Source organism: Myxococcus eversor (assembly GCF_010894455.1).
Classification (GTDB): domain Bacteria; phylum Myxococcota; class Myxococcia; order Myxococcales; family Myxococcaceae; genus Myxococcus; species Myxococcus eversor.
The window spans coordinates 228,311-247,433 of sequence record NZ_JAAIXY010000008.1; the positions used below are offsets into that span (position 1 = coordinate 228,311).

Genomic DNA, 19,123 nt, shown 5'->3' on the forward strand with positions numbered 1-19,123 from the left:
GGTGGACCTTTAAGGTGCGGCCGCGCGGGGGAAGCGTCCATGGGGGCAGGGAGATGTTGTCCTGTCGCCCGAGTGCCAGCCCGCTGGGGCGGGAGTGCCGAGCGAGCGGTCCCCGTGTGACTCCGGGCGCGGGTTGCTGGCGAGAGGTGGCGTCCTCACGGTGGAGGGTGGCGGTGTGCTGACGGGCCGCCTTGCGCGCGCCATGTCCTTCGACCTGACTGAACCGAATGTGCAGGAGCAGGTCATCTCCTTGGGGACGCTGATCGCGGACCTGTTGGGGGTGTTCTCCGGCTCGGTGCTGGGGGCGCTCCTGGCCGAGCGGCGGAAGATGGACCTGATGGGCTTCCTGGTGCTGGGGCTCGTGTCCGGCGTGGGGGGCGGAATCCTTCGGGACACGCTGCTGCAGGTGGGGCCGCCGCTGGTGTTGGTGAAGCCGGCCTATCTGGTCGCGGCTTTCTCGGGGGCGTTCGCGGCGTTCATCTTCGAGCTGCGGCATGGGCCGACGGTGAAGCTGTTGTCGGCGTTGGATGCGCTGACGCTCGGCTCGTTCGCGGTGGCGGGGACGCAGCGGACGTTGGAGGTGGGGCTGAGTCCCGGGACGGCGGTGCTCATCGGCATCATCACCGCGGCGGGGGGCGGCATCATCCGCGACGTGCTCATCCGGCGCACGCCCACGGTGATGCGGCCGGAGCCGGGGTACTACGCGCTCGCCGCACTGGCGGCGAGCCTGGTGTGTCTGGCGTTCTCGCTGACGGGGCATCGGCGGCTGGCCCTGGTGGCGGGGATGGCGGTGGGTGCGGCGGTGCGTCTCATCTCCGTGCGGAAGGGATGGAGGCTGCCCGTCAAGCGCACGCGCGAGGTGCCCCGGAAGGGCGACGACTTTGGCGGGCCCGGCGAGGACGAGAGCTGGACGAAGCCGTGAGGCCTGGGGTCAGGGCTGTTTCTTGCGGAGGACCTCGGCGGGGAGGTTGCGCCGGAAGGGGCGCAAGAGGGCCGCGACGACGGGCGCGACGGGGATGGGCAGGGCGACGAGGATGAGGATGAAGAGGAGACGGAAGGCGCGACGGATGTGGCGCGCGAGCGCACGCAGGAAGGCGAGCGCCCGGGAGAGGAACCGGGACATGGGTGCTCCTGTGACTGAGAGGACTTCCGGAAGGTGGGGCGTTTCCGGGAGGGCTCAGTGAAGGAGCGACGCGTGGAGCAGGTACAGGCGCCGGGTGGGGCCTGGAGGATGGCGCCGGGCGTGACTGTGGGCCGGGGCGGGTGGTGCGGCGGAGACGGCGGGAGTGGACCGTGCCGGGCGTAGGAAGTGCCGGGCGTAGCGGACCAGCTCGGGGGCGCGCGGGGTGGAGGCGGAGCCGCCGGACTGTGCGGCGGAGACCGGAGCCGGGCGGGGCAGGGCCTGCGCCGAGGCACCACTCCCAACGAGCGTCAGACAGGCGAGGAAGAGCCTGAGCCAGCGCAGCAGGTGGGAGGAGTGCCCGTGCATTCTGGCCCAAGATTACCACGGGGTGCGGCGAGTCAAGGTGACGGGGGCTGTGCGTTCACCGTCTGGACCTTTCGAGGTCTGTGTTGTCCTCGATGAGGGCCTGGAAGTGGCTGAGCTGCTCGGCGCCGCGCATGCCCACGCGAATGTGGAAGGTGGAGTCTTTGGGGCGGCGATAGAGCCGGATGGCGGCATCCTCCTGTTCGAAGATCATGCTGTGGTGTGGATACGGCAGTCGGATGAATCCCATTTTCTCGAAGATCCGGGCGACCTCGTCTGCGGACGCGTGTTTCCCTTCGTGCCCGCCGCTGAAGTCGACATGGTGGGAGAAAGTTGGCAGGCAGATCTCCGCCATCGCCTTGAGAAAGAGCATCTCGCGGAAGCCGTTGTAGATAGGCCGCAGGTCTTTCTTCCAGGCGTGCTCGCCGAAAGGCATGAGCACCACCTGGTGGTCTTCATCCTCCGTAGGTGCCTCCAGGTCGAGCCAATGGCAATCCGAAACCAACGGGTCGCGACTCCCAAAGAGGAAGAGGAACCTCCTGGGTGGCATCACGCTCTTGGGGGCGAGCCGGTAGTTCTCCGCGACTCCCAGGATGGGGTCGTATGAGGACAGCTCTCGAAAGAGGGGTCCTCCATTGGCGCCCATGACGTTTGCGAACTGGCGATAGGCCGCTGGGAGAGGACTGCCAAAAACCTCTTCCAGCTCGTCGATAATCAGGTCTGGATACCCACGGACCTGGCCGCGGTATCCGGGACGGTATCGCTCGAGGAGATTCAGGAGCTCTTCCATGGGTCAGGCGCACTCCTTGGTGTTGTCGCAGAGCATTTCGGGAAGGAGTTCCTGGCACTCCTTGCAGGAGACAACCGTTTCGCCGTGTCCGAATTCTCGGCTTTTGGGCGCGGTGCCTTTGACGTCGGTGTGGCTGTACTGGATTGCGGACGTGGACGTTCCCATGGGGGAGAACCATCGCTCGGACATGGTGCGTGCTTTGTGGCCGGCCGCGCCTCCTGCTTGAATGAGCTTGGGGGCAGCGCACTCCCAGTTGCGCTCCCGCCCGTCGATGACCTGCTCTTGATGGTCGCTCATCTGGAAGCTCTCGACCAACTCGAATGAAGAGGTTCCATGCGCCGCATGGATGGTCTGCTGCATGACCTGACGAAACCCAGGTGTCACATCGCTGCCGGAAATGGCGATCAGGGCTTTTTTGGCGCATCTACAGAGAAGCACTCCAATCATGTAGCCCTTGGTGTAGTTCTTCTCGTCCTCATGCCAGCGTAACAGCGGGGGCATGCTCTCGAGCTGGCTCTTGAGGACGTTCATTTCGCGAGTCAGGGCGTCTTCATTCTCGATGTCCAACTTTCTCTTCTTCTTGGCCGCTTGCTCCGCAGCTTTGACTTCTTCTTGAAGAGGGATGAGTTGATCCTTGATGGTGGATTTGTCGGCTGCTGCTGGCGACCTGACGACCTCGCGCAGTTCATTCAGCCTCTGCTTCTTTGGAGTGAGCCGTAACGCTGCGTCGTGGAATTCGTTCAGCGACTTCTCATTGAGCACTTTTCGTTTCTGCTTCAACTCGGAGTACTGGGCGATGAATGGACGCTGCCTATGGAACTCCTTCATCAAATCCGCGAAGAACGTATCCATATGGACCACGACGTCATCCGTCTCGTGGACACGATGCTCGTCCAGTGACTTGTCGCAGGCCGTGCACTGCGCGTCGTCGCCGTAGGCCCAGGCGGTGCGCCCGTCGGAGATGAAGGTGGTGTTGTAGGTGTTGCCGTTGTGCAGGGTGACGTCGAGGTAGCGGACCACTCCCTTCCCCTCGACCTTCACGTCCACGCTGCCGCTGCCCCAGGCCATCTTTCCCTTGAACTTGGAGGAGATGAGGCCTCCCGCCGTCCCCGGCTCGTCTCCCGTGCTCGTGCTCAGCTCCGAGCTCGTCAGCGCCACGGGGTTGCCCTCAATCGTGACGCTCGTGCTCCCCTTCGTGAGCATCGAGTCCTGCGCGGAGTTGACGAAGGGCGTCGGCACAGGTCCTCCCGGTGTCGGTACCTTACAAACATCCGGCGCAGCCGAGGTGTGCGTGTTGCCGTCACCCTTGTGGAGAATCGAACGGCCATTCGCATAGACGCGACCCATGGTTCCTCCTCTTCACGCCTTCGGAATCATCTCCACCACGCACGCCCCCACTCGCCCCCCGTCCGCGCTCCCGTAGATGAGCGTCCTTCTCGCCGCCGGCTCCCCCCACCGGGCTCGATGCAAGGCCACGCCCAACATCACGGGACCCGCGCCTGCCCCCGCGTCTCCCAGCCCCTCACCCGAGAGGTGGACCCGCAGCGGCTCGGGCATCAGGCCCGCGTTTCTCAAATACGCCCGCGAGAACTCCGTCCCCCACCAGGTCTCTCCCGGCTGACAGGCCAGCACTCCATCCACCCGCCGTGCTCCCATCACCCCGTCGCCCCGCACACTCCTCAGCGCCTCTGTCAGCCCGTCCGCGAGACCTGGCGTCATTCGCGCGAAAGGGCGAGGTTCGACCGCCAACGCTGTCCCCAACACCACCCCTGTCTCCTCCAACCCCCATGACTTCGATGCCCCTGGCCGCGTGAGCGCTATGAAGCCCGCCGCCTCGCCAGGAATCCGCCCGTCCGGGTTCTGTCGCCCCAGATGCAGCCGTGCCTTCGACAGCGCCTCCAGCGAAGCCGCATCCCCATACGAGTCCACCGCCCCCACCAGGGCCAGGGCTCCCGCTCGACCGGACTGGAGGTCTCTCGTCGCGGTGGCCAGTGCTTCGAAGAAGGCCGCCCGTCCTCCCTCGTGCACCTTCACCAGCTCCAGGCGCCCCGCGCCCTCTTCCAGAATCGCGGCCTCGAGGGCCTTCAGTTCCACCTCTGCCCCCAACCCCTGCTCCGGGAGCCCGAGGTACACAGGCACACGTCCCCGCGGTGGCAAGCATTCCAGCACGGGCCGCACGCCCACCAGCGCCTGACGCGCCAATGCGCTCATTCGCTCCGTTCGCGTCGCCGCGATGTCCAGGAGGCTCAACCGTGAGGCCCGCACGGGCTCCCCCAGGTCGTCCTCGACTTGCGTCTCCGCGAAGCGCACGAGGCCCGCTCGCAGGGATGCCAGTGTCAGGTGTGTCGTCGTCCCGATGGGCGTGCACAACCCCACCCCCACCACTCGCGCCCCGCTCATGTCACGTCCTCCCACGGCTCCAGCAGTCGCACCGTGCTCACCTCGTGCGTCGCCAATCGCCGATGCGCCGGAAACATCGCCCGCCAGGTGAGCACCACCCGGCGCTCATCAGGCTCCAGCCGCACCGTGTCCAACGTCATGCGCCGCTTCTCTCGTTTCCCCGCGAACGTGCAGCGCGCCAGCAACCTGTACTCCGGAAGGTGGAACGCCAGCGGCCCGTCTGGAGACACTCCCTCCAGCACCACGGGCTCACCTCCTCGCAAGTGAGGCGAGGCTTGCAGTCCCTCTGGAGCCACCTGGAAGAAGCGCTCGTCGAAGTCCACGGGCCACAGCGGCGCGCGCCGCTCCACCCATGCGGCGTCATATGTCCCCGCCCATCTCAAGCGCGGCTGCCAGTGCCGAGCCACCGGTCCAAAGCCACACGGCGTCGGCCTGTCCGCCCATCCTCGCACCAGTGACTCCGGCGTCTCGATGGACGGCAGCGGCTGCTCCAACGCCTCCTTCGCACTCGTGTAGAAGCCGCGCCCCACGGGATTGCGTGGCTCGTATCCCGACGCCCGCGTGCCTCCGAAGCTGTACTCGTATCGCAGTGGCAGTGACTCGAACGGCAACGGGTCCGAGGCGCTCAGTCCGACCAATCCTCGATACCAGACACGCGTGCCCCAGACCTGTGCCCGCTTCTCCACGGGCCCCACACGCACTCGCACCTGGGTCCCTGTCACCTTGCGGCCACGCGGTGCCCATGCGCTCCCGTCCAACAACACGTCCGTTGCTCGCCGCGCATAGGACGACGGTGCTTCATGGCGAAGACTCGAGGTCTCCGGTGCTCCCCAGTGCGTATCCGTTCTTGGTGGCGAGGTCTGAACCTCGCTCAACGTCAGCGGCGCCACCGAGGCGCGTCCAGGCGCGGGCAAGGTGAAGGTGCCAGCCACGACGAGAACGAGACCGTCCTCGCCCTCCTTCGTCTGGGTCAGGAAGTCGGTGGCCGCGAACGGCGTGAGGTTTTCGAGAGCGGGCATGGTGGCGTGTCCTCGTCACTCTCAGCGAAGCGTGGAGATGAGCGGGCCGCTTCCCAACACCAGCCGCGCTCCTCGGGCCCGCGTGAGGGCCTCCCGCTGACGCGGGGCAAAGGCTCGCGTGGGAATGACGTGCTGCCCCTTCGTGCGGATGGCCAGTTCGCGCGCGAGCACGTGACGCCGCCGCATCGGACTCGTCTCCAGGGCTTCCAGCAGCACGGCGCCACTGAAAGGCCGCCCCAGCAGATAGCGCTGTCCCTTCACGAAACGGCTCCGTGACTCCGTCCACCAACCTCGGACCGCCGACGCGTTCGGCCACGGCAGGTCATCCTCGGGACGCACCGTGAGGTCGGCCTCGGGGTCATCGGACTCCTCGGGCTCCTCTCCTTCGAGCAGGGCGTACGGCCCCTCCAACACGAGCCCCGTCATGGCCGAGAACGCCTCCCCCGCGAGCCGGGCCACGCAAGGCACATGGAGCAGCCTCGCGCAGACCTCCATCGCCGCGAGCCGTCCGCTGAACCCCAGCGCCCACAAGGCCTCGGGACGAAGCTCGTCGTCCTTCGCCAGTCCCACCAGGAAGTCCGCGTCTTCCTCCCCGCCACCCAGCGCGAGCAACACCCTCGCCTCCGGACTCGAGGCCTCCTCCTCCCGTGCCTCCTTGCCGCACGCCTCCCATGCCATCCGCAGCCCCGCGGTCAACCCCGCCTCCATGGCCGCCAGCCGGATGCCGGGATGCGCGGAGGCGAGCAGCGCCGGCAGCACCTTCCGCGCGAGCTCCTCGGACAGTGGCCTCGCCCCATTGAGCGCGGCGATTCGCGCCCTCGGCTCGTCATGCAGGAAGTACCGCGCCAGCACCTCGGACGACGTGGACTGTCGGAAGGCCAGGACCTCCAATACATGCGCTTGAAGGTCCAGGTCGCCTGTCTTCAACAGGGACTCGACCGCGGTGCTCACTCCCTCGACCTCGCTGACCTCCAGCGCGCGGCGCATGGCGGCACGGGGTTCGACCTCCGCCCCTCGCAGTCGCGACAACACTTCGTCCACGGCGCCCTGGCTCAACAGCGCGTGGGTGGCGACAGAGACTCGTGCTGCTTCCTCCGAGTCGAACGCCGGCCTCACCACCGCGTCGAGGGCTTCCCGCTCCGCCAGCCCTTCCAGATTCCCCAACAGACGTTCTTCCCGCTCCGCCACCTCCGACAGCGTCGCATCCGGAGCCACGAGCGCTCGCTCCCATTGCTCCCATCGGAAAGACGCCTCGTCGAGGTGCTCTTCCCAGACATCCACCAACAGCATTGAAGCCTCCCCCCGCCGAGCACCCAAATCCTCGCGTGGCGCTCTGACACGGGGCTTGCGGGTCCGGAGCGCCTCACGCATGTCGTGAGGAACCACGGGTGGTCCGCCAGGTTGTTGAGTGTGAAAAGGGCTCACAGCCCCGGAGGCCCGGCCTTCAATTCACTGGCCAATCGCCACCGGGACATGAACGCCACGGCTTCGCGACTGTCGTCCACGGGGCACGCCTCGGCCACACAGCCTCCACGGCACACGTCTGGTCCACGACGCAGGACGGGCCATGCCGCGACGCGGACCGGTGGGCCCGGCGAGCACAGTGAACGCCTGCGCCTACACCGTGTCGATGAAGTGGTAGGCGGAGCCGCGTCCTGGCAGCTCACGCACCACGAAGCCCCGGCGCTCGAGCACTCGACGCAGCTTGAGGTTCGGATGGGCGCAATGCACCGCGTGGACAATCCACTCGACCTGGGGCACCCCGCGCGCGCTCGCCAGTTGACGCGCCAGACGCCACAGCGCGAGCAGAATCCCCTGGCCGCCCCGGTCCACCTGCGCCAGCTCCACCTCGAGTCGGTCCGGCAGCCGCCGGAAGCGCCCCAGCAGTTCGCCGCTGCCCACCCGGAGAATCAATGCCTCACCGGTGAACGCGAAGGCCTCCAACTCCTCCGCCGGCATGCGCAGCAGCTCCTCGGCGGAGTAGCCCTCGATGAGCTGGGTGGGGACGTCGGTCTTCATCACCACCCCGCGTAGCACACGGCGCCGCCTGTCTCGATTCGAAAGACAGGCGGGCCGGGAGCCGCGGACCGCTCGCTACTCGGTGAACAGCTCACCGGACGAGTACATCTCCGGCTCTTCCTGGCTGGTGCCACCGACGACGAGCACCTTGCCGTTGGTCAGAAGCGTGGCCGTATGCCCATACGTCGGTGTGTCATTGCCCACGACGGAGAGCTGCCACGTGGCCGGGCTGAACAGCTCCGTGGTGCCGCCAATCTGGTTGCGCGTGCCTCGCGCGACGAGCACCTTGCCCGACGGCAGCAGCGTCATCGAGTGGCTCCGCCGACGCTCCTCGGTGGCATACGAGACGTACTCCCACTCGTTGTCCTCCGGCCAGAACAGCCATGCGCCGCTCGCGTACTGTCCCGTCTCCTGTCCCGTGGCCAGCACCGCGCCCTGGTTCAGCAGAATCGCCGCGTGTCCGTAGAAGGCCGGCGGGTCCGACACGCGGCTCCACGTGCCCGTGCTCGCGTTGTACACCTCCGCCGCGCCCGTGACGCCGTCGTCGTTGATGACCAGCACATTGCCCGAAGGCAGCAGCGTGGCGCTGACCTTCCCCGAGACGACCGACGTGGAGCCCGTCGCCGCCCACGTCCCCGTCGCCGGGTTGTACAGCTCCGCGCTCTTCAGCGCCGTGGCTCCGAAGCCGCCGAACACCAGCACCTTGCCCGAGGCCAGCAGCACCGCCTGATGGCTGCCGCGCGCCGTGCCGAGGCTGCCCGTGGCGCTCCACGTGTTCGTGGTGGGGTTGTACAACTCCGCGCTCGCCAGCGTGCCCGCGCCCTGGCCGCCGACGACGAGCACCTGTCCCGACGCCAGCAACGTCGCCGTGTGACGCGCCCGCGTCTGGCTCATCGTCGCCGCCGCGCTCCAGGTGTTGGTGGCCGCGTCATACGTCTCCGTCGACGCCGTCACCGAGCCCCAGCCATTGCCGCCCGTGACGAGCACCTTGCCCGAGGGCAGCCGCGTCGCCGTGTGGAACGCGCGAATCTGGCTCATCGACGCCGCTTGAGACCAGGGAGAGATGAAGGCCGTGCGTGCCTCGACGCGTGGCGCTTCCGCGACCGCCGTGGAAGCCCCGGCCACCGTCGCCAACGCTCCACACAATCCCAGGCCAAGCCACGTCTTCGCTGTGGTTGCTCGTGTCATCCGTTCCTCGTGGTGAAGGGTGAGGTCCGCATTGTGCCGAGGGGGACCGACGCTCCGCGCGCCCCTCCTCGTCAACATCGCGTGACGACGCGGCATGACAGTGACTCTGTTGCATTGGAAATACAGTGGTTATAAGTCCCACTCGTGGGATTGTGGGCCGCTCCTCGCCTCGCGGGTCCTACACCCGCGCCCATGGCTTCCCCGGCTGGACGGCCGGAACCATGTTCGCGATGGAGTCGCTCGGCGGCCTCGCGTTGCTCGCGGGGGGATGGCCTCCTGTCACGCCGGAGCGACGCTCAGGGTTCGGCCGCCCAGACCTCGACCTCGTGAGCCCGTGCCCGCGCGAGTCCGTCACCCACGACGACGGAGTAGGGTGGCCTCGCGGGCTCCAGCGCGCGCACCTCTGCGGGGAGTCGGGACAGCTCCCTCCGCGCGTGCTGACGGACCTCTTCCAGAGACGGAGACGCATCGGGCAGGCGCTGGCCCGCGCGCATCACCGGCCGCAGCAGCGGGCGCCCGCTCGCGACGTCTCCGCGCCGCACGAGCAAGTCCCTGCGCGCCACGCCGTCCTCGTCCTGGCGATACACCTGCTTGGCGCCGGGCAGCAGCGCCTTGCCCGCGGACAGCTTCACGCGGCCCTTGCCCGCGTACTCCACCAGCTTGTAGGCCATGTCCAGCGAGGGCGCGTCCGCGGACACGCCCATCGCCGTGCCCACGCCGAAGCCATCCAGCGGCGCGCCACGCGCGAGCAGCTTCGCCACCGAGTCCTCGTCCAGCCCGCCGCTCCCAATCAGTCGCACGCGCTCCAGGCCCGCCTCGTCCAACAGCTCGCGCGCCGCCAGCGACAGCGCCAGCAGGTCTCCTGAGTCCAACCGCAGCGCTCGCACGCGGAAGTCCTCACCCAGCTCGCGCGCCAGTCGAATCACGTGCTGCACGCCGCGCAGCGTGTCGTAGGTATCCACCAGCAACGTCGCGTCGGGGTAGACGCGGGTGAAGGCGCGGAACGCCTCCAGCTCATCGTCATGCGACTGCACGTAGCTGTGCGCCATCGTGCCCGACAGCGGAATCCCATACCGCATCCCCGCGAGCACGTTCGACGTGGACTCCACGCCCGCCAGATACGACGCGCGAGCGACCTTCAGCCCCGCGTCCGTTCCATGGATGCGCCGCAGGCCGAACTCCATCACCGGCCGTCCCGCCGCCGCCGTCACCACGCGCGAGGCCTTGGACGCCGCGAGCGTCTGGAGGTGCACGTGGTTGAGCAGGTACGTCTCCACCAACTGCGCCTCGGGCAGCGGCGCGCGCACCTCCAGCAAGGGCTCCTGACCAAAAACGGGAGTTCCCTCCGGCATCGCGTCCAAGTCGCCGCTGAACTTGAAGCGCTCCAGCCACCCGAGCAGCCGGTCCGAGAACCGCCCCTGTGAGGCCAGCCACTCCAGGTCCTCCGCGCGGAAGCGCAGCTGCTCCAGCGTGTGGAGCGCGTCCTCCAGGCCCGCCGCCAGCAGGTAGTTGCGCCGGGTCGGAAGCCCGCGGACGAAGAGGCTGAAGACCGCCTCGTCCCACTGGCCCTCGGCCAGATACGCCTCCGTCATCGTGAGCTGGTAGAGGTCCGTCAACAGCGCGGCCTCGGGCTCCATGGCCGGCCTCCTTCAATCAATGCGCGACATGCGCCGCGCGCTGGGTGCGGGACTCAGGCCGTGGCGCCCGCTCCGGGTGGGCCCGCCGTCGCGCTCGACACCCACCGCTCCAGCTCCGGCCTGGGCAGCACACCGCTGCGCCGCGCCACCTCGCGCCCGCCAGAGAAGACGATGAACGTCGGAATGCCTTGCACGTTCAAGGCGCTCGCGGGACGCGGGTGCTGCTCCGTGTTCAGCTTGAGCACCAGCAGCCGGCCCGCCTGCGCGCGGCCCACCTCATCCAGGATGGGGCCCGCCACGCGACAGGGCGCGCACCACGGCGCCCACAAGTCGAGGAGGACGGGCACGGGAGAGCCGAGCACCGCGCGGTCCAGCGCCTCGCCGTCCACCTCCTGCGGCGCGCCCGACAAATCCAGGGCCTTGTGGCAGCGGCCACACTCCGGTGCCCCGGTAGGGCGGGGCTCTCGTACGCGGTTGAACGCACCACAGGCTGCACAGCGGAACATGACGCCTCCTCGGAGCCTCGTTCCGAAAAGGTAGGCCGTGTCGCCTCCGGAAGCGGCCCGCGCGACGTGCTTCTAACGACGCCCCCGCCTGGCCGCCAGCCCCCGGAGCGCCCGAGGCTTTTGCGTCCACTCCAAGACGTGTGCAGCTTTTGCGCGGTCCCTCCTCGCCTCGCTCCTCTTGCGCCCACGCATGGTGTGAGCGTTGCAATGGCGACCGACCGGACGCGGCGGGCACACGGCCCGTCGGCGGGAGAGCAGGCATGCGGCTGGCCGTCTTCGACACCCATCGGTATGACCGGAGCGCGCTGGAGGATGCCAACGCGGAGTTCGGTCATGCGCTGACGTTCCTGGAGCCTCGACTGACGCTCCAGACGGCGCGGCTGGCGGAGGGCTTCCATGCGGTGTGCTCGTTCGTCAACGACCGCCTGGACGCGCCCACGCTGGAGATATTGCGGGCGGGGGGCGTGCGGCTCGTGGCCACGCGCTCCGCGGGCTACAACCACATCGACCTGGAGGCCGCGCGGCGCCTGGACGTGCGGGTGACGCGGGTGCCGGAGTACTCGCCGCACGCGGTGGCCGAGCATGCCGTGACGCTGGTGCTCTCCCTCAACCGCCACATCCCCCGAGCCTTCGCGCGCGTGCGCGACTGGAACTTCTCGCTGGATGGGCTGGTGGGCTTCGACATGGCGGGCAAGACGGTGGGCGTGGTGGGCACGGGCCGCATCGGCCAGGTGGCCGCGCGCATCTTCAAGGGCTTCGGCTGCGACGTCGTCTGCTTCGACGTCGCGCCGGACGAGGCGTTCGCCCGGGAGGTGGGCGCGCGCTACGTGTCGCTGGACGCGCTGTATTCGGCCTCGGACATCATCTCGCTCCATGTGCCGCTCACTCCGGGCACACGGCACATGGTGGACGCCAAGGCGCTGACGCGGATGAAGCGGGGCGTGTTGCTCATCAACACGGGCCGCGGCGCGCTCATCGACAGCCGCGCGCTCATCGATGCGCTCAAGTCCGGCCACATCGGCGCGGCGGGCCTGGACGTGTACGAGGAGGAGGAAGGCATCTTCTTCCAGGACCTCTCCGGACAGGTGCTCCAGGACGACGTGCTCGCGCGCCTGCTCACCTTTCCCAACGTGCTCGTCACCTCGCACCAGGCCTTCCTCACCCGCGAGGCCCTGGTGAGCATCGCCCGCACCACGCTGGCGAGCGTCCGGGCCTTCGAGCATGGCGAGCCCCTGGTGAACGAGGTGCGCGTCGAACAGGTGCGGCCCGCCGGAGCGTGAGCCGCGTGTGCAGGGCGGATGGGCATGACGCCCGTCCGACTCGTGGAGGAACCGCCATGTCCATCGTCTGCGCCACCAACTTCTCCGACGCCGCGCGCCGCGCCAGTGACTTCGCCGCCGAGCTGGCCCGGAAGGCGGACGTGCCGCTGTTCCTGGTGCACGTGCTCAACCCCAACTCCGCGCGCGCCTTCGGCAAGGCGCTGCACCAGGCGGCCGAGGCGGCGCTGGGAGACGAGGCCCGTCGACTGACGAAGTCGGGCGCCCGGGTGGAACAGGAGCTGCGCACCGGCGAGGCGGCGGTGGAGGTCGCGGAGGTGGCCCGGGAGCGCATGGCCACGCTGGTGGTGACGGCGCCTCCCACGCAGGAGGCGCCGTTCCTCGGCGTCGGTGGGACGGTGGACCGGCTGGCGCAGTCGCTGGACGCGCCGCTGCTCGCGGTCCGCGACGCGGAGGTGCTGGAGGCGTGGGTGCGGGGCAAACGTCCCCTGCGCGTGGTGCTCGGCGTGGACCGCTCGGTGCCCTTCGAGGCCGCGCGGGAGTGGGTGCGCGGCCTGCGCGCGTGGGGACCGGTGGAAGTCGTCGGCGCGCGCGTGGTGTGGCCGGATGAGGAGTACCGCCGCCTGGGCTTGTCGCGCCCGCTGGAGCTGGCCGAGATGACGCCGGAGCTGCGCGCCGTGCTGGACCGGGAGACGGAGGCCTTGGTGGCACCGCTGGCCTTTGGAGGCGCGGCGGCGCGCACGGTGCTGGAGCCCTCGCTGGGGCGCATCGCGGACCACCTGGTGGAGCTGGCCGAGCGGGAGCGCGCGGACCTGCTCGTGGTGGGGACGCATCACCGGCGCGCGCTCGGGAAGATGTGGAGCGTGTCCCACCATGCGCTGCGGCTGGCGCGGATGTCCGTGGCCTGCGTGTCCTCGCGCGCGGTGCCGACCGGCGTGGACGCGCCCCTGCCGTCGTTCCGCGACGTGCTGGTGGCCACCGACTTCTCGGAGACGGGCAACCGCGCGGTGGCGCACGCCTTCGGCCTGGTGGCGCCGGGCGGCACCGTGCACCTGCTCCATGTCGCGGAGGCGGGCCCGTCGGTGGAGACGGCGCAACGCAAGCTGGAGGCGCTGGTGCCTCGCGAGGCCGAGGCCACCGGACGTCACGCGCGGGTGGAGGTCATCGTCGACGGCAAGGACGTCGTGACGGCGCTGGCCCAGGCGGCGGAGCGACTCGCCGTGGATGCGCTCGTGCTCGGGACGCATGGACGCACGGGGCTGAAGCGCGCGGTGCTCGGCTCGGTGACGCAGGCCGTCCTCGCGCGCACCGAGCGGCCGGTGCTGCTGGTGCGTCCGCCCCTGGCCGGATGACCCAGGGTGTCCAGTTCCGAAACGAGCCCCGGGTCACCTGATACATCGCCGCCCCGGGGGCCCCTCGCGGAGTGTTGACCCGTCGGTATCCCGGGCGTCCAGTGCTTTGGCGGGCCGCCAATGCATTGGAGTCGAGCCCCTTTCGCGGGTAGGAGGGTGATAGTTCTCCGCATCCCTTTACCCTGGAAAGGACCCGACTCATGGCCTTCACGCTGCCTGAACTTCCGTACCGCAAGGACGCGCTCGCCCCTCACATCAGCGAGGAGACGCTCGAGTATCACTACGGCAAGCACCACCAGGCGTACGTGACGAACCTGAACAAGCTGCTCGCCGGCAAGCCCGAGGAGAGCAAGTCCCTGGAGGAGATCATCCTCTCCAGCGACGGTGGCGTGTTCAACAACGCGGCGCAGGTCTGGAACCACACCTTCTACTGGCACTGCATGAAGCCGAGCGGTGGCGGGCAGCCGACGGGCGACCTGGCCGCGGCCATCACCCGTGACTTCGGCTCCTTCGACAAGTTCAAGGAGGAGTTCTCCCAGGCCGCCGCGACGCAGTTCGGCTCGGGCTGGGCGTGGCTGGTGCTGGACAAGGACAAGCTCGCCATCACCAAGACGGGCAACGCGGACCTGCCGATGAAGCACGGCCAGAAGGCGCTGCTCACCATCGACGTGTGGGAGCACGCGTACTACATCGACTTCCGCAACCAGCGTCCCAAGTACATCGAGACCTTCCTCACCAGCCTGGTCAACTGGGACTTCGTCGCCAAGAACCTCGCGGGGCGCTGAGTCCTCGCAACCAGCGCCGCTTCATCCCGCTCGTGGGCGAGCACGGTGAAGCGGCTCTGGGTGGGGCGGGCGTCGTCAGAAGGCGATGCCCGTCTGGATTTGGGGCGAGAAGCTGATGCCCGCGTCGCCCGGCGCTCCGGTGACGAAGAAGGGCAGGTCCAGCTCCACGAACCACTTCAGATGTTCGGTGATGGGGAAGCCCTTGATGATGATGGGGACGATGCCTCCGTTGAAGGGCACGCCCTCGCCCACCTGCATGGCCAGCCGCAGGCCGCCCTTGAACGCTCCGAAGTCGTAGATGACGCCCGGGTCCAGCACGAAGCTGGTGCTGACGCTCGCCGGAGTGCCGTCGTCCTCGAACTGCCAGCGGCTGAAGGCGATGAACTCGAAGTCGAGGGCCCAGCGCTCGTTGAGGTGCAGGGTGATGCCCGGCGCGAGGCCCACGGTGAAGAAGTCCCCGAAGATGACGGTGGTGTCCTCGTCCGTGACGCTCAGGAAGGGAATCACCGCGGCCACGTGGCCACCCACGCGAGGCCCCATCATCGCCGCCGCGCCCGAACCACCCGTGGCGGCCGCCTCCCGCTTCGCCCGCTCCTCTTCCTTCTTCTTCTGCTTGTCCTTGTGGTGATGCCCCAGGGCCAGGGCCTCGTCCACGTCCGCTTTCGCGCTTCCCGGAGCGAACGCCGCGAGCGCCGCGCAGAGCCCACCCAGTCCCACTGTCCCCCTCCAACTCAGCCCACCGCCCATGTCGCCGTTCTCCCCCGGGCGAAAGCGTCCGCCCCCTGTCTTGGCAGCCAGGAGGTTGGGGAGGCTCTCAAGTCAGGACAAGCCGGTTGCGACTCGGGGGCGAAGGGCCGTTGGATTCCGACGACGCGCTCAGGGCAGCTCGCAGTCGAGGAAGTCCTTCTCGAACACGGGGCCCAGGAGCATCCGCTTGCCGAAGACCGCGGCGGTGGCCGTGCCGGCCGTCTGGCTTCCGTCGTCCAGATACACCTCGGTGGCCTTCAGGTCCGCGCCCGTGCCCGTCACGCGCAGCACCTGTGCGGGCGCCCGGCTCTTGCCCGTCAGGTCGCCCGCATAGGAGGCGAAGTCGAGCATCTTGGGGTGGGAGGCAATCCAGAGGTTGCCGTCGGCATCCAGTTCGATGTTGTCCGGGCCGGACTTCAAATCCAGCGTGTTGAGCAGCGTCAGCGCGCCCGTCTCCAGGTTGCGCTCGTAGCTGCGCAGTGAGCGACCCACCGACTCCGCCAGGTACACGGTGCGCCCGTCCGCGGAGCGGTTGATGCCGTTGGCGTACTTCGTGTCCTGGATGACCTCCTGGAAGCGCTGGCCGTCGAAGTAGAGGACGTTGCCCAGGGCGAGTTGGAGGTAGTCCTCCAGCACCTGCCTCGCGCCCGGCGGGTAACCGTGGTCATTCGTCACGTAGAAGCGCTGCGCGTCCACGGCGACGACGTCGTTGGGGGACACGAGCAGCGCGTCGCTCAACGAGGCGCGGTGCACCAGCAGGCCGTCCTCGCCGACCTCGAAGCGCTCGATGCGCTGGCCTTCGGACCGGGAGTGGTTCACCACGAACAGCGTCTGCGCGCCGGACGACGGGTCCACGTGCAGGCCGATGCCGTGCGGATGGAAGTCGGGGGAGAAGCTTCCCGTCAGCAGCACCGGAGGCGTGGTGCCGGAGAGGTCATAGCGGTAGATGCCGCCGGGCACGGGGCGCCCCGCCAGCGTCGCGCGCCGGTCATCCGAGGAGACGTAGGCGTAGCCCAGGCTCGGGTGGAAGGTGATGTCCTCCGCGCCGGGCATGCCCGACACCGGCGTGCACTTGCCGGGCGCGTGGGGGGTGAGGTGCTTGAACTGTCCGGCGTCGGAGAGCGTCTTGAGGACGAGCCCTCCAAGCGCCACGAACAGCACACCCGCGATGATGAGGAGCTTCTTCATGGAGTCTGGAGCCTCGCCGGGAAAACGACGCGACGACGCTAGCAGGGTGCGAGGGGCGTCACATCTCCGGCTCATGACGCGGGCGGCCCGCGAGCCGACACGGCCGGCGCCAGGTGCCCTTCGGCGAGGACGTGACGGCGACAAGGCGACGTCCAAGGGACGTGGCGGACCGAGCCTTTCCCGCGCGGGCCTTCGGGCTACATCGTGAAGAGGGAGAGCAGGAAGGTGTTCGTGCCCGGCACGTGGAGCACCGTCCCGTGTTGGAGCGGAGGCCGGTAGAAGGCGGAGGCGTCATAGGCCCGGGCGCCCGCGAGGGACTTGCGCGTGGAGGCCGGCAGCCAGCCTCCGTCGTCCAGCGTGGGCGGTGCGAGGTCCGTGGGTTTCAGCGTGGCCAGGAGCGCCTGGGCCTCGGCCTCCGAGTACTCGAGGACGGCCAGCACTTCCCAATCGGTGGGGCCCATCCCCGGTGTTCCGCGAATGGCCTTTCGCCACTGGACGGAAATGGGGCGACGGGGAAGGTTGACCACCTGCTCCAGGGACGCGAGGTCCGTGCCTGTCCTGGCGGGCTGGGTCGTGGGCGCGGGGCTCGAGTCCTTGCAACCGAGGCCACTCCATCCCAGGGCGAGGATTGCGACGAGGAGACGTGGCGTGGGCATTCGGGAAGGGCGTCGACCTGGCATTCTCGGTGTCTTCCTCTACGGGTCAGGCTTCTTCGTCAGGGAGGAGCGTGCGGAGCAACTCGTCGTCAGGCCCGAGTGGACGCCAGCCGGCGGGGGGCGGATTCGCACGAAGAGCGGCCATGACTTGATCGGCTCGTTCCTCATACGAATCAGGAATGTAGGCCGACCATGAGCCAAGAGCCTTCCCAATCAGGAAGCGGGTTCCGTCATCCATCACTGCTGGCCACCCGTGCGGGAGGTTCTGGGATAGCAGGCGCACGAGAACATCGCGGACAAACCGTGTGGTGCTCTTGCGCTGCTCTGCCTCGGCGAGCAGCCCCTTCAGTACCTGCACACCGGCGATGTCATCCTCGCCAAGCTCCTCGGCCAGCTCCACCAACGGGACGGCCGGGCGTGCTTCGGCAAAGGCCGTAAGCGAATCGTACCCACGCTCGCGGACACGCTCATACAGGCGGGCCTTCCAGTTCCCCTGCCATGAACGTCCGTCTGTCATCGGCTTCTCCCCTTGGTGAACTTCATCGGGATGTCGTAGAGCTTCATGTTCTCCGCGACGATGTTCAGGATCTCGTTGCGGGTCAACGTCCGGCCCGTCTCTCTCTCGGCCTTGCCCAACAGCCGCATGATCATCCGGTTCCACTCATCGGGCCACATGCGCCCCAGCTTCCAGTTTCCCCCACCGTGAATCGCCTCGTGGTGGGCCTGTTCCAGCCGGACGCAGAACTGGTCGATGTCCATGTCCCCCTTGAAGCCGCGCTGCTCGAACCACTCGCGATGCTCCTTCGGCAGGACATGGTGCTTCGGCGCCTCCGACATGCCCGCTCCTGCCTTGCCCGTCACCCGCATGCCTCGCACTTCCGGGCTGTCGCCCAGCGCATCGCGGACCCCCTTGGGCAGGTCCTGGTGCGCTTGCGCCATCAGCACCTGTCCGCCGTGAATGCGGACGGCCGCGCTGACGGCGGGAACAGAGAGGACGCCCGCCTGCACGAGCCTTCGCATCATCTCCACCCACTCCGCGGAGACGACGATTCGCGAGCCCGCCATTACACCACCTGAACTCATCACCAGCCTCGCGCCGAGCGTCGCGGGAGCAGCGGGCGGCAGCCGAGGCAACGACATCTTCAGCGTGGAAATCAGGGCAAGCATCTCCAGCGCCTGGGCCGCCGCCATGACCTGCCCGGCTACTTTCATGGCCTCGCGGGCATCTCGATGGATTGCATCGAACTCATGCGTCAGCTTCCCCATCAGCTCGGGCATCGAGGTCGCCGCCGCCTCGACCCGCTCAGGCTCCAGCGAAGTGAGCTCCTTCAGCGTGGGCTCCATCATTTCGCGCAATCGATGCAGGTCCACGAACAGCCTCTCGAAGCCGTACATGGGGCAGTCCCGGAGCACGGCTTCCGCGAGGTGAAGGAAGTCGACCCAGGTGGCCAGCAACAGGGTTCCGAACAGGGCAGACTGGAGTCGAGGTCCCGTCATGCGGAGCAGGGCCAGCTCCATGTCCGAATCGTCGACTTCCGACGCCACTTCCGTCAGCGCGGTGGCACGCCCCAACGAACCACGAAGCGACATCAGTTGATGGGAGCCGTGGTCGAGATAGCGCGTGAACACGCCGTCGAGACTCCCTCGACCATGCGCCGGAGCACGCGCCGCGAGCGTGGAGAGCGCGGCCTCGCTCCCGTCCAATGAGTCCGCTACCTCGTCAATCGCTTGGAGGACTGCCTGCCGAGTCAGTGCGCCGCTTTGTCCCCCAGCTCCAGCCAGACGGCCTTGCCCGGCGTACTCAGTGACCGTATGCGGCGCGTAGTTCAAGGTCCTCCTCCGCCCAGGTGCACGCTCCACGGACGCGCACCCCGTGGACAGCAACAACACGAGCAACAGCAGGACGTCAGCGCGCATGGTCCAACCTCAGGTCCAACGGCTTTCCAGCCGCGTCAGGAATGCGCAGCGTATCCCCGACCCCTGCGCTCGAAGCGCCGCTCCACCACGCGGTAGGATTGCTCCGGAGCAACGACTCCACCTCGCGCGTCCATTGCTTCATGCGCGGTCTGTCGC

19 protein-coding genes are annotated in these 19,123 nt (G+C 68.3%); 4 read left to right on the forward strand and 15 right to left on the reverse strand.

Features of this window, described 5'->3' with window-relative positions; translation table 11 throughout:
* Nucleotides 1-175 precede the first annotated feature (175 nt).
* Complete coding sequence (locus G4D83_RS18295; RefSeq protein WP_163866056.1) at nt 176-922, forward strand: trimeric intracellular cation channel family protein; 747 nt, start codon at nt 176-178, stop codon at nt 920-922.
* Nucleotides 923-931: 9 nt separating this feature from the next.
* Here the strand turns inward: G4D83_RS18295 and G4D83_RS18300 are convergent, their stop codons facing one another.
* From G4D83_RS18300 to G4D83_RS18345, 10 genes are all read right to left on the reverse strand, one after another.
* Nucleotides 932-1,123 carry a hypothetical protein gene (locus tag G4D83_RS18300; protein ID WP_163866057.1) on the reverse strand — a complete coding sequence of 64 codons (192 nt, stop codon included), beginning with the start codon at nt 1,121-1,123 and terminating at the stop codon, nt 932-934.
* A 421-nt stretch (nt 1,124-1,544) separates the two neighbouring features.
* Nucleotides 1,545-2,276 (reverse strand): SMI1/KNR4 family protein, encoded by a 732-nt coding sequence (locus G4D83_RS18305; protein ID WP_163866058.1) that lies wholly within the window; start codon nt 2,274-2,276, stop codon nt 1,545-1,547.
* Between the two features lie 3 nt (nt 2,277-2,279).
* Nucleotides 2,280-3,623, reverse strand: a complete 1,344-nt coding sequence (locus G4D83_RS18310; protein WP_163866059.1) for a DUF4150 domain-containing protein — start codon at nt 3,621-3,623, stop codon at nt 2,280-2,282.
* A gap of 12 nt (nt 3,624-3,635) precedes the next feature.
* Nucleotides 3,636-4,676 (reverse strand): 3-oxoacyl-ACP synthase, encoded by a 1,041-nt coding sequence (locus G4D83_RS18315; RefSeq protein ID WP_163866060.1) that lies wholly within the window; start codon nt 4,674-4,676, stop codon nt 3,636-3,638.
* On the reverse strand, nt 4,673-5,695 hold the full coding sequence (locus tag G4D83_RS18320) for a DUF2169 family type VI secretion system accessory protein (protein ID WP_163866061.1): 1,023 nt from the start codon (nt 5,693-5,695) through the stop codon (nt 4,673-4,675). The genes G4D83_RS18315 and G4D83_RS18320 overlap by 4 nt, the downstream gene beginning before the upstream one ends.
* Before the next feature lie 21 nt (nt 5,696-5,716).
* Nucleotides 5,717-6,985, reverse strand: a complete 1,269-nt coding sequence (locus G4D83_RS18325; protein ID WP_163866062.1) for a TIGR02270 family protein — start codon at nt 6,983-6,985, stop codon at nt 5,717-5,719.
* Between the two features lie 327 nt (nt 6,986-7,312).
* Entirely contained in the window at nt 7,313-7,714 is a 402-nt protein-coding gene (locus tag G4D83_RS18330; RefSeq protein ID WP_163866063.1) for a hypothetical protein, read from the reverse strand.
* Nucleotides 7,715-7,789: 75 nt separating this feature from the next.
* Nucleotides 7,790-8,902, reverse strand: coding sequence for a Kelch repeat-containing protein (locus G4D83_RS18335; protein ID WP_163866064.1), 1,113 nt, complete (start codon nt 8,900-8,902; stop codon nt 7,790-7,792).
* A 296-nt stretch (nt 8,903-9,198) separates the two neighbouring features.
* Nucleotides 9,199-10,539 carry a nicotinate phosphoribosyltransferase gene (locus tag G4D83_RS18340; protein WP_163866065.1) on the reverse strand — a complete coding sequence of 447 codons (1,341 nt, stop codon included), beginning with the start codon at nt 10,537-10,539 and terminating at the stop codon, nt 9,199-9,201.
* Between the two features lie 53 nt (nt 10,540-10,592).
* Entirely contained in the window at nt 10,593-11,045 is a 453-nt protein-coding gene (locus G4D83_RS18345; protein WP_163866066.1) for a thioredoxin family protein, read from the reverse strand.
* A 260-nt stretch (nt 11,046-11,305) separates the two neighbouring features.
* Between G4D83_RS18345 and G4D83_RS18350 the strand changes: the two genes are divergently transcribed.
* From G4D83_RS18350 to G4D83_RS18360, 3 genes are all read left to right on the forward strand, one after another.
* A complete protein-coding gene (locus tag G4D83_RS18350) occupies nt 11,306-12,325 on the forward strand; it encodes a 2-hydroxyacid dehydrogenase (RefSeq protein ID WP_163866067.1) in 1,020 nt (339 codons plus the stop codon).
* A 56-nt stretch (nt 12,326-12,381) separates the two neighbouring features.
* On the forward strand, nt 12,382-13,674 hold the full coding sequence (locus G4D83_RS18355) for a universal stress protein (RefSeq protein WP_163866068.1): 1,293 nt from the start codon (nt 12,382-12,384) through the stop codon (nt 13,672-13,674).
* Between the two features lie 200 nt (nt 13,675-13,874).
* Nucleotides 13,875-14,459: a superoxide dismutase gene (locus G4D83_RS18360; protein ID WP_163866069.1), complete on the forward strand. Its 585-nt coding sequence runs from the start codon at nt 13,875-13,877 to the stop codon at nt 14,457-14,459.
* A gap of 75 nt (nt 14,460-14,534) precedes the next feature.
* Here the strand turns inward: G4D83_RS18360 and G4D83_RS18365 are convergent, their stop codons facing one another.
* From G4D83_RS18365 to G4D83_RS18385, 5 genes are all read right to left on the reverse strand, one after another.
* Nucleotides 14,535-15,176, reverse strand: coding sequence for a hypothetical protein (locus G4D83_RS18365; RefSeq protein ID WP_163866070.1), 642 nt, complete (start codon nt 15,174-15,176; stop codon nt 14,535-14,537).
* A gap of 159 nt (nt 15,177-15,335) precedes the next feature.
* Nucleotides 15,336-16,394: an SMP-30/gluconolactonase/LRE family protein gene (locus tag G4D83_RS18370; RefSeq protein ID WP_163866071.1), complete on the reverse strand. Its 1,059-nt coding sequence runs from the start codon at nt 16,392-16,394 to the stop codon at nt 15,336-15,338.
* Between the two features lie 197 nt (nt 16,395-16,591).
* Nucleotides 16,592-16,855, reverse strand: a complete 264-nt coding sequence (locus G4D83_RS46195; RefSeq protein WP_240356399.1) for a hypothetical protein — start codon at nt 16,853-16,855, stop codon at nt 16,592-16,594.
* A gap of 241 nt (nt 16,856-17,096) precedes the next feature.
* Nucleotides 17,097-17,567, reverse strand: coding sequence for an NUDIX hydrolase (locus G4D83_RS18380; RefSeq protein WP_163866072.1), 471 nt, complete (start codon nt 17,565-17,567; stop codon nt 17,097-17,099).
* On the reverse strand, nt 17,564-18,679 hold the full coding sequence (locus G4D83_RS18385) for a DUF2380 domain-containing protein (protein ID WP_338041925.1): 1,116 nt from the start codon (nt 18,677-18,679) through the stop codon (nt 17,564-17,566). The genes G4D83_RS18380 and G4D83_RS18385 overlap by 4 nt, the downstream gene beginning before the upstream one ends.
* Nucleotides 18,680-19,123: the final 444 nt, after the last annotated feature.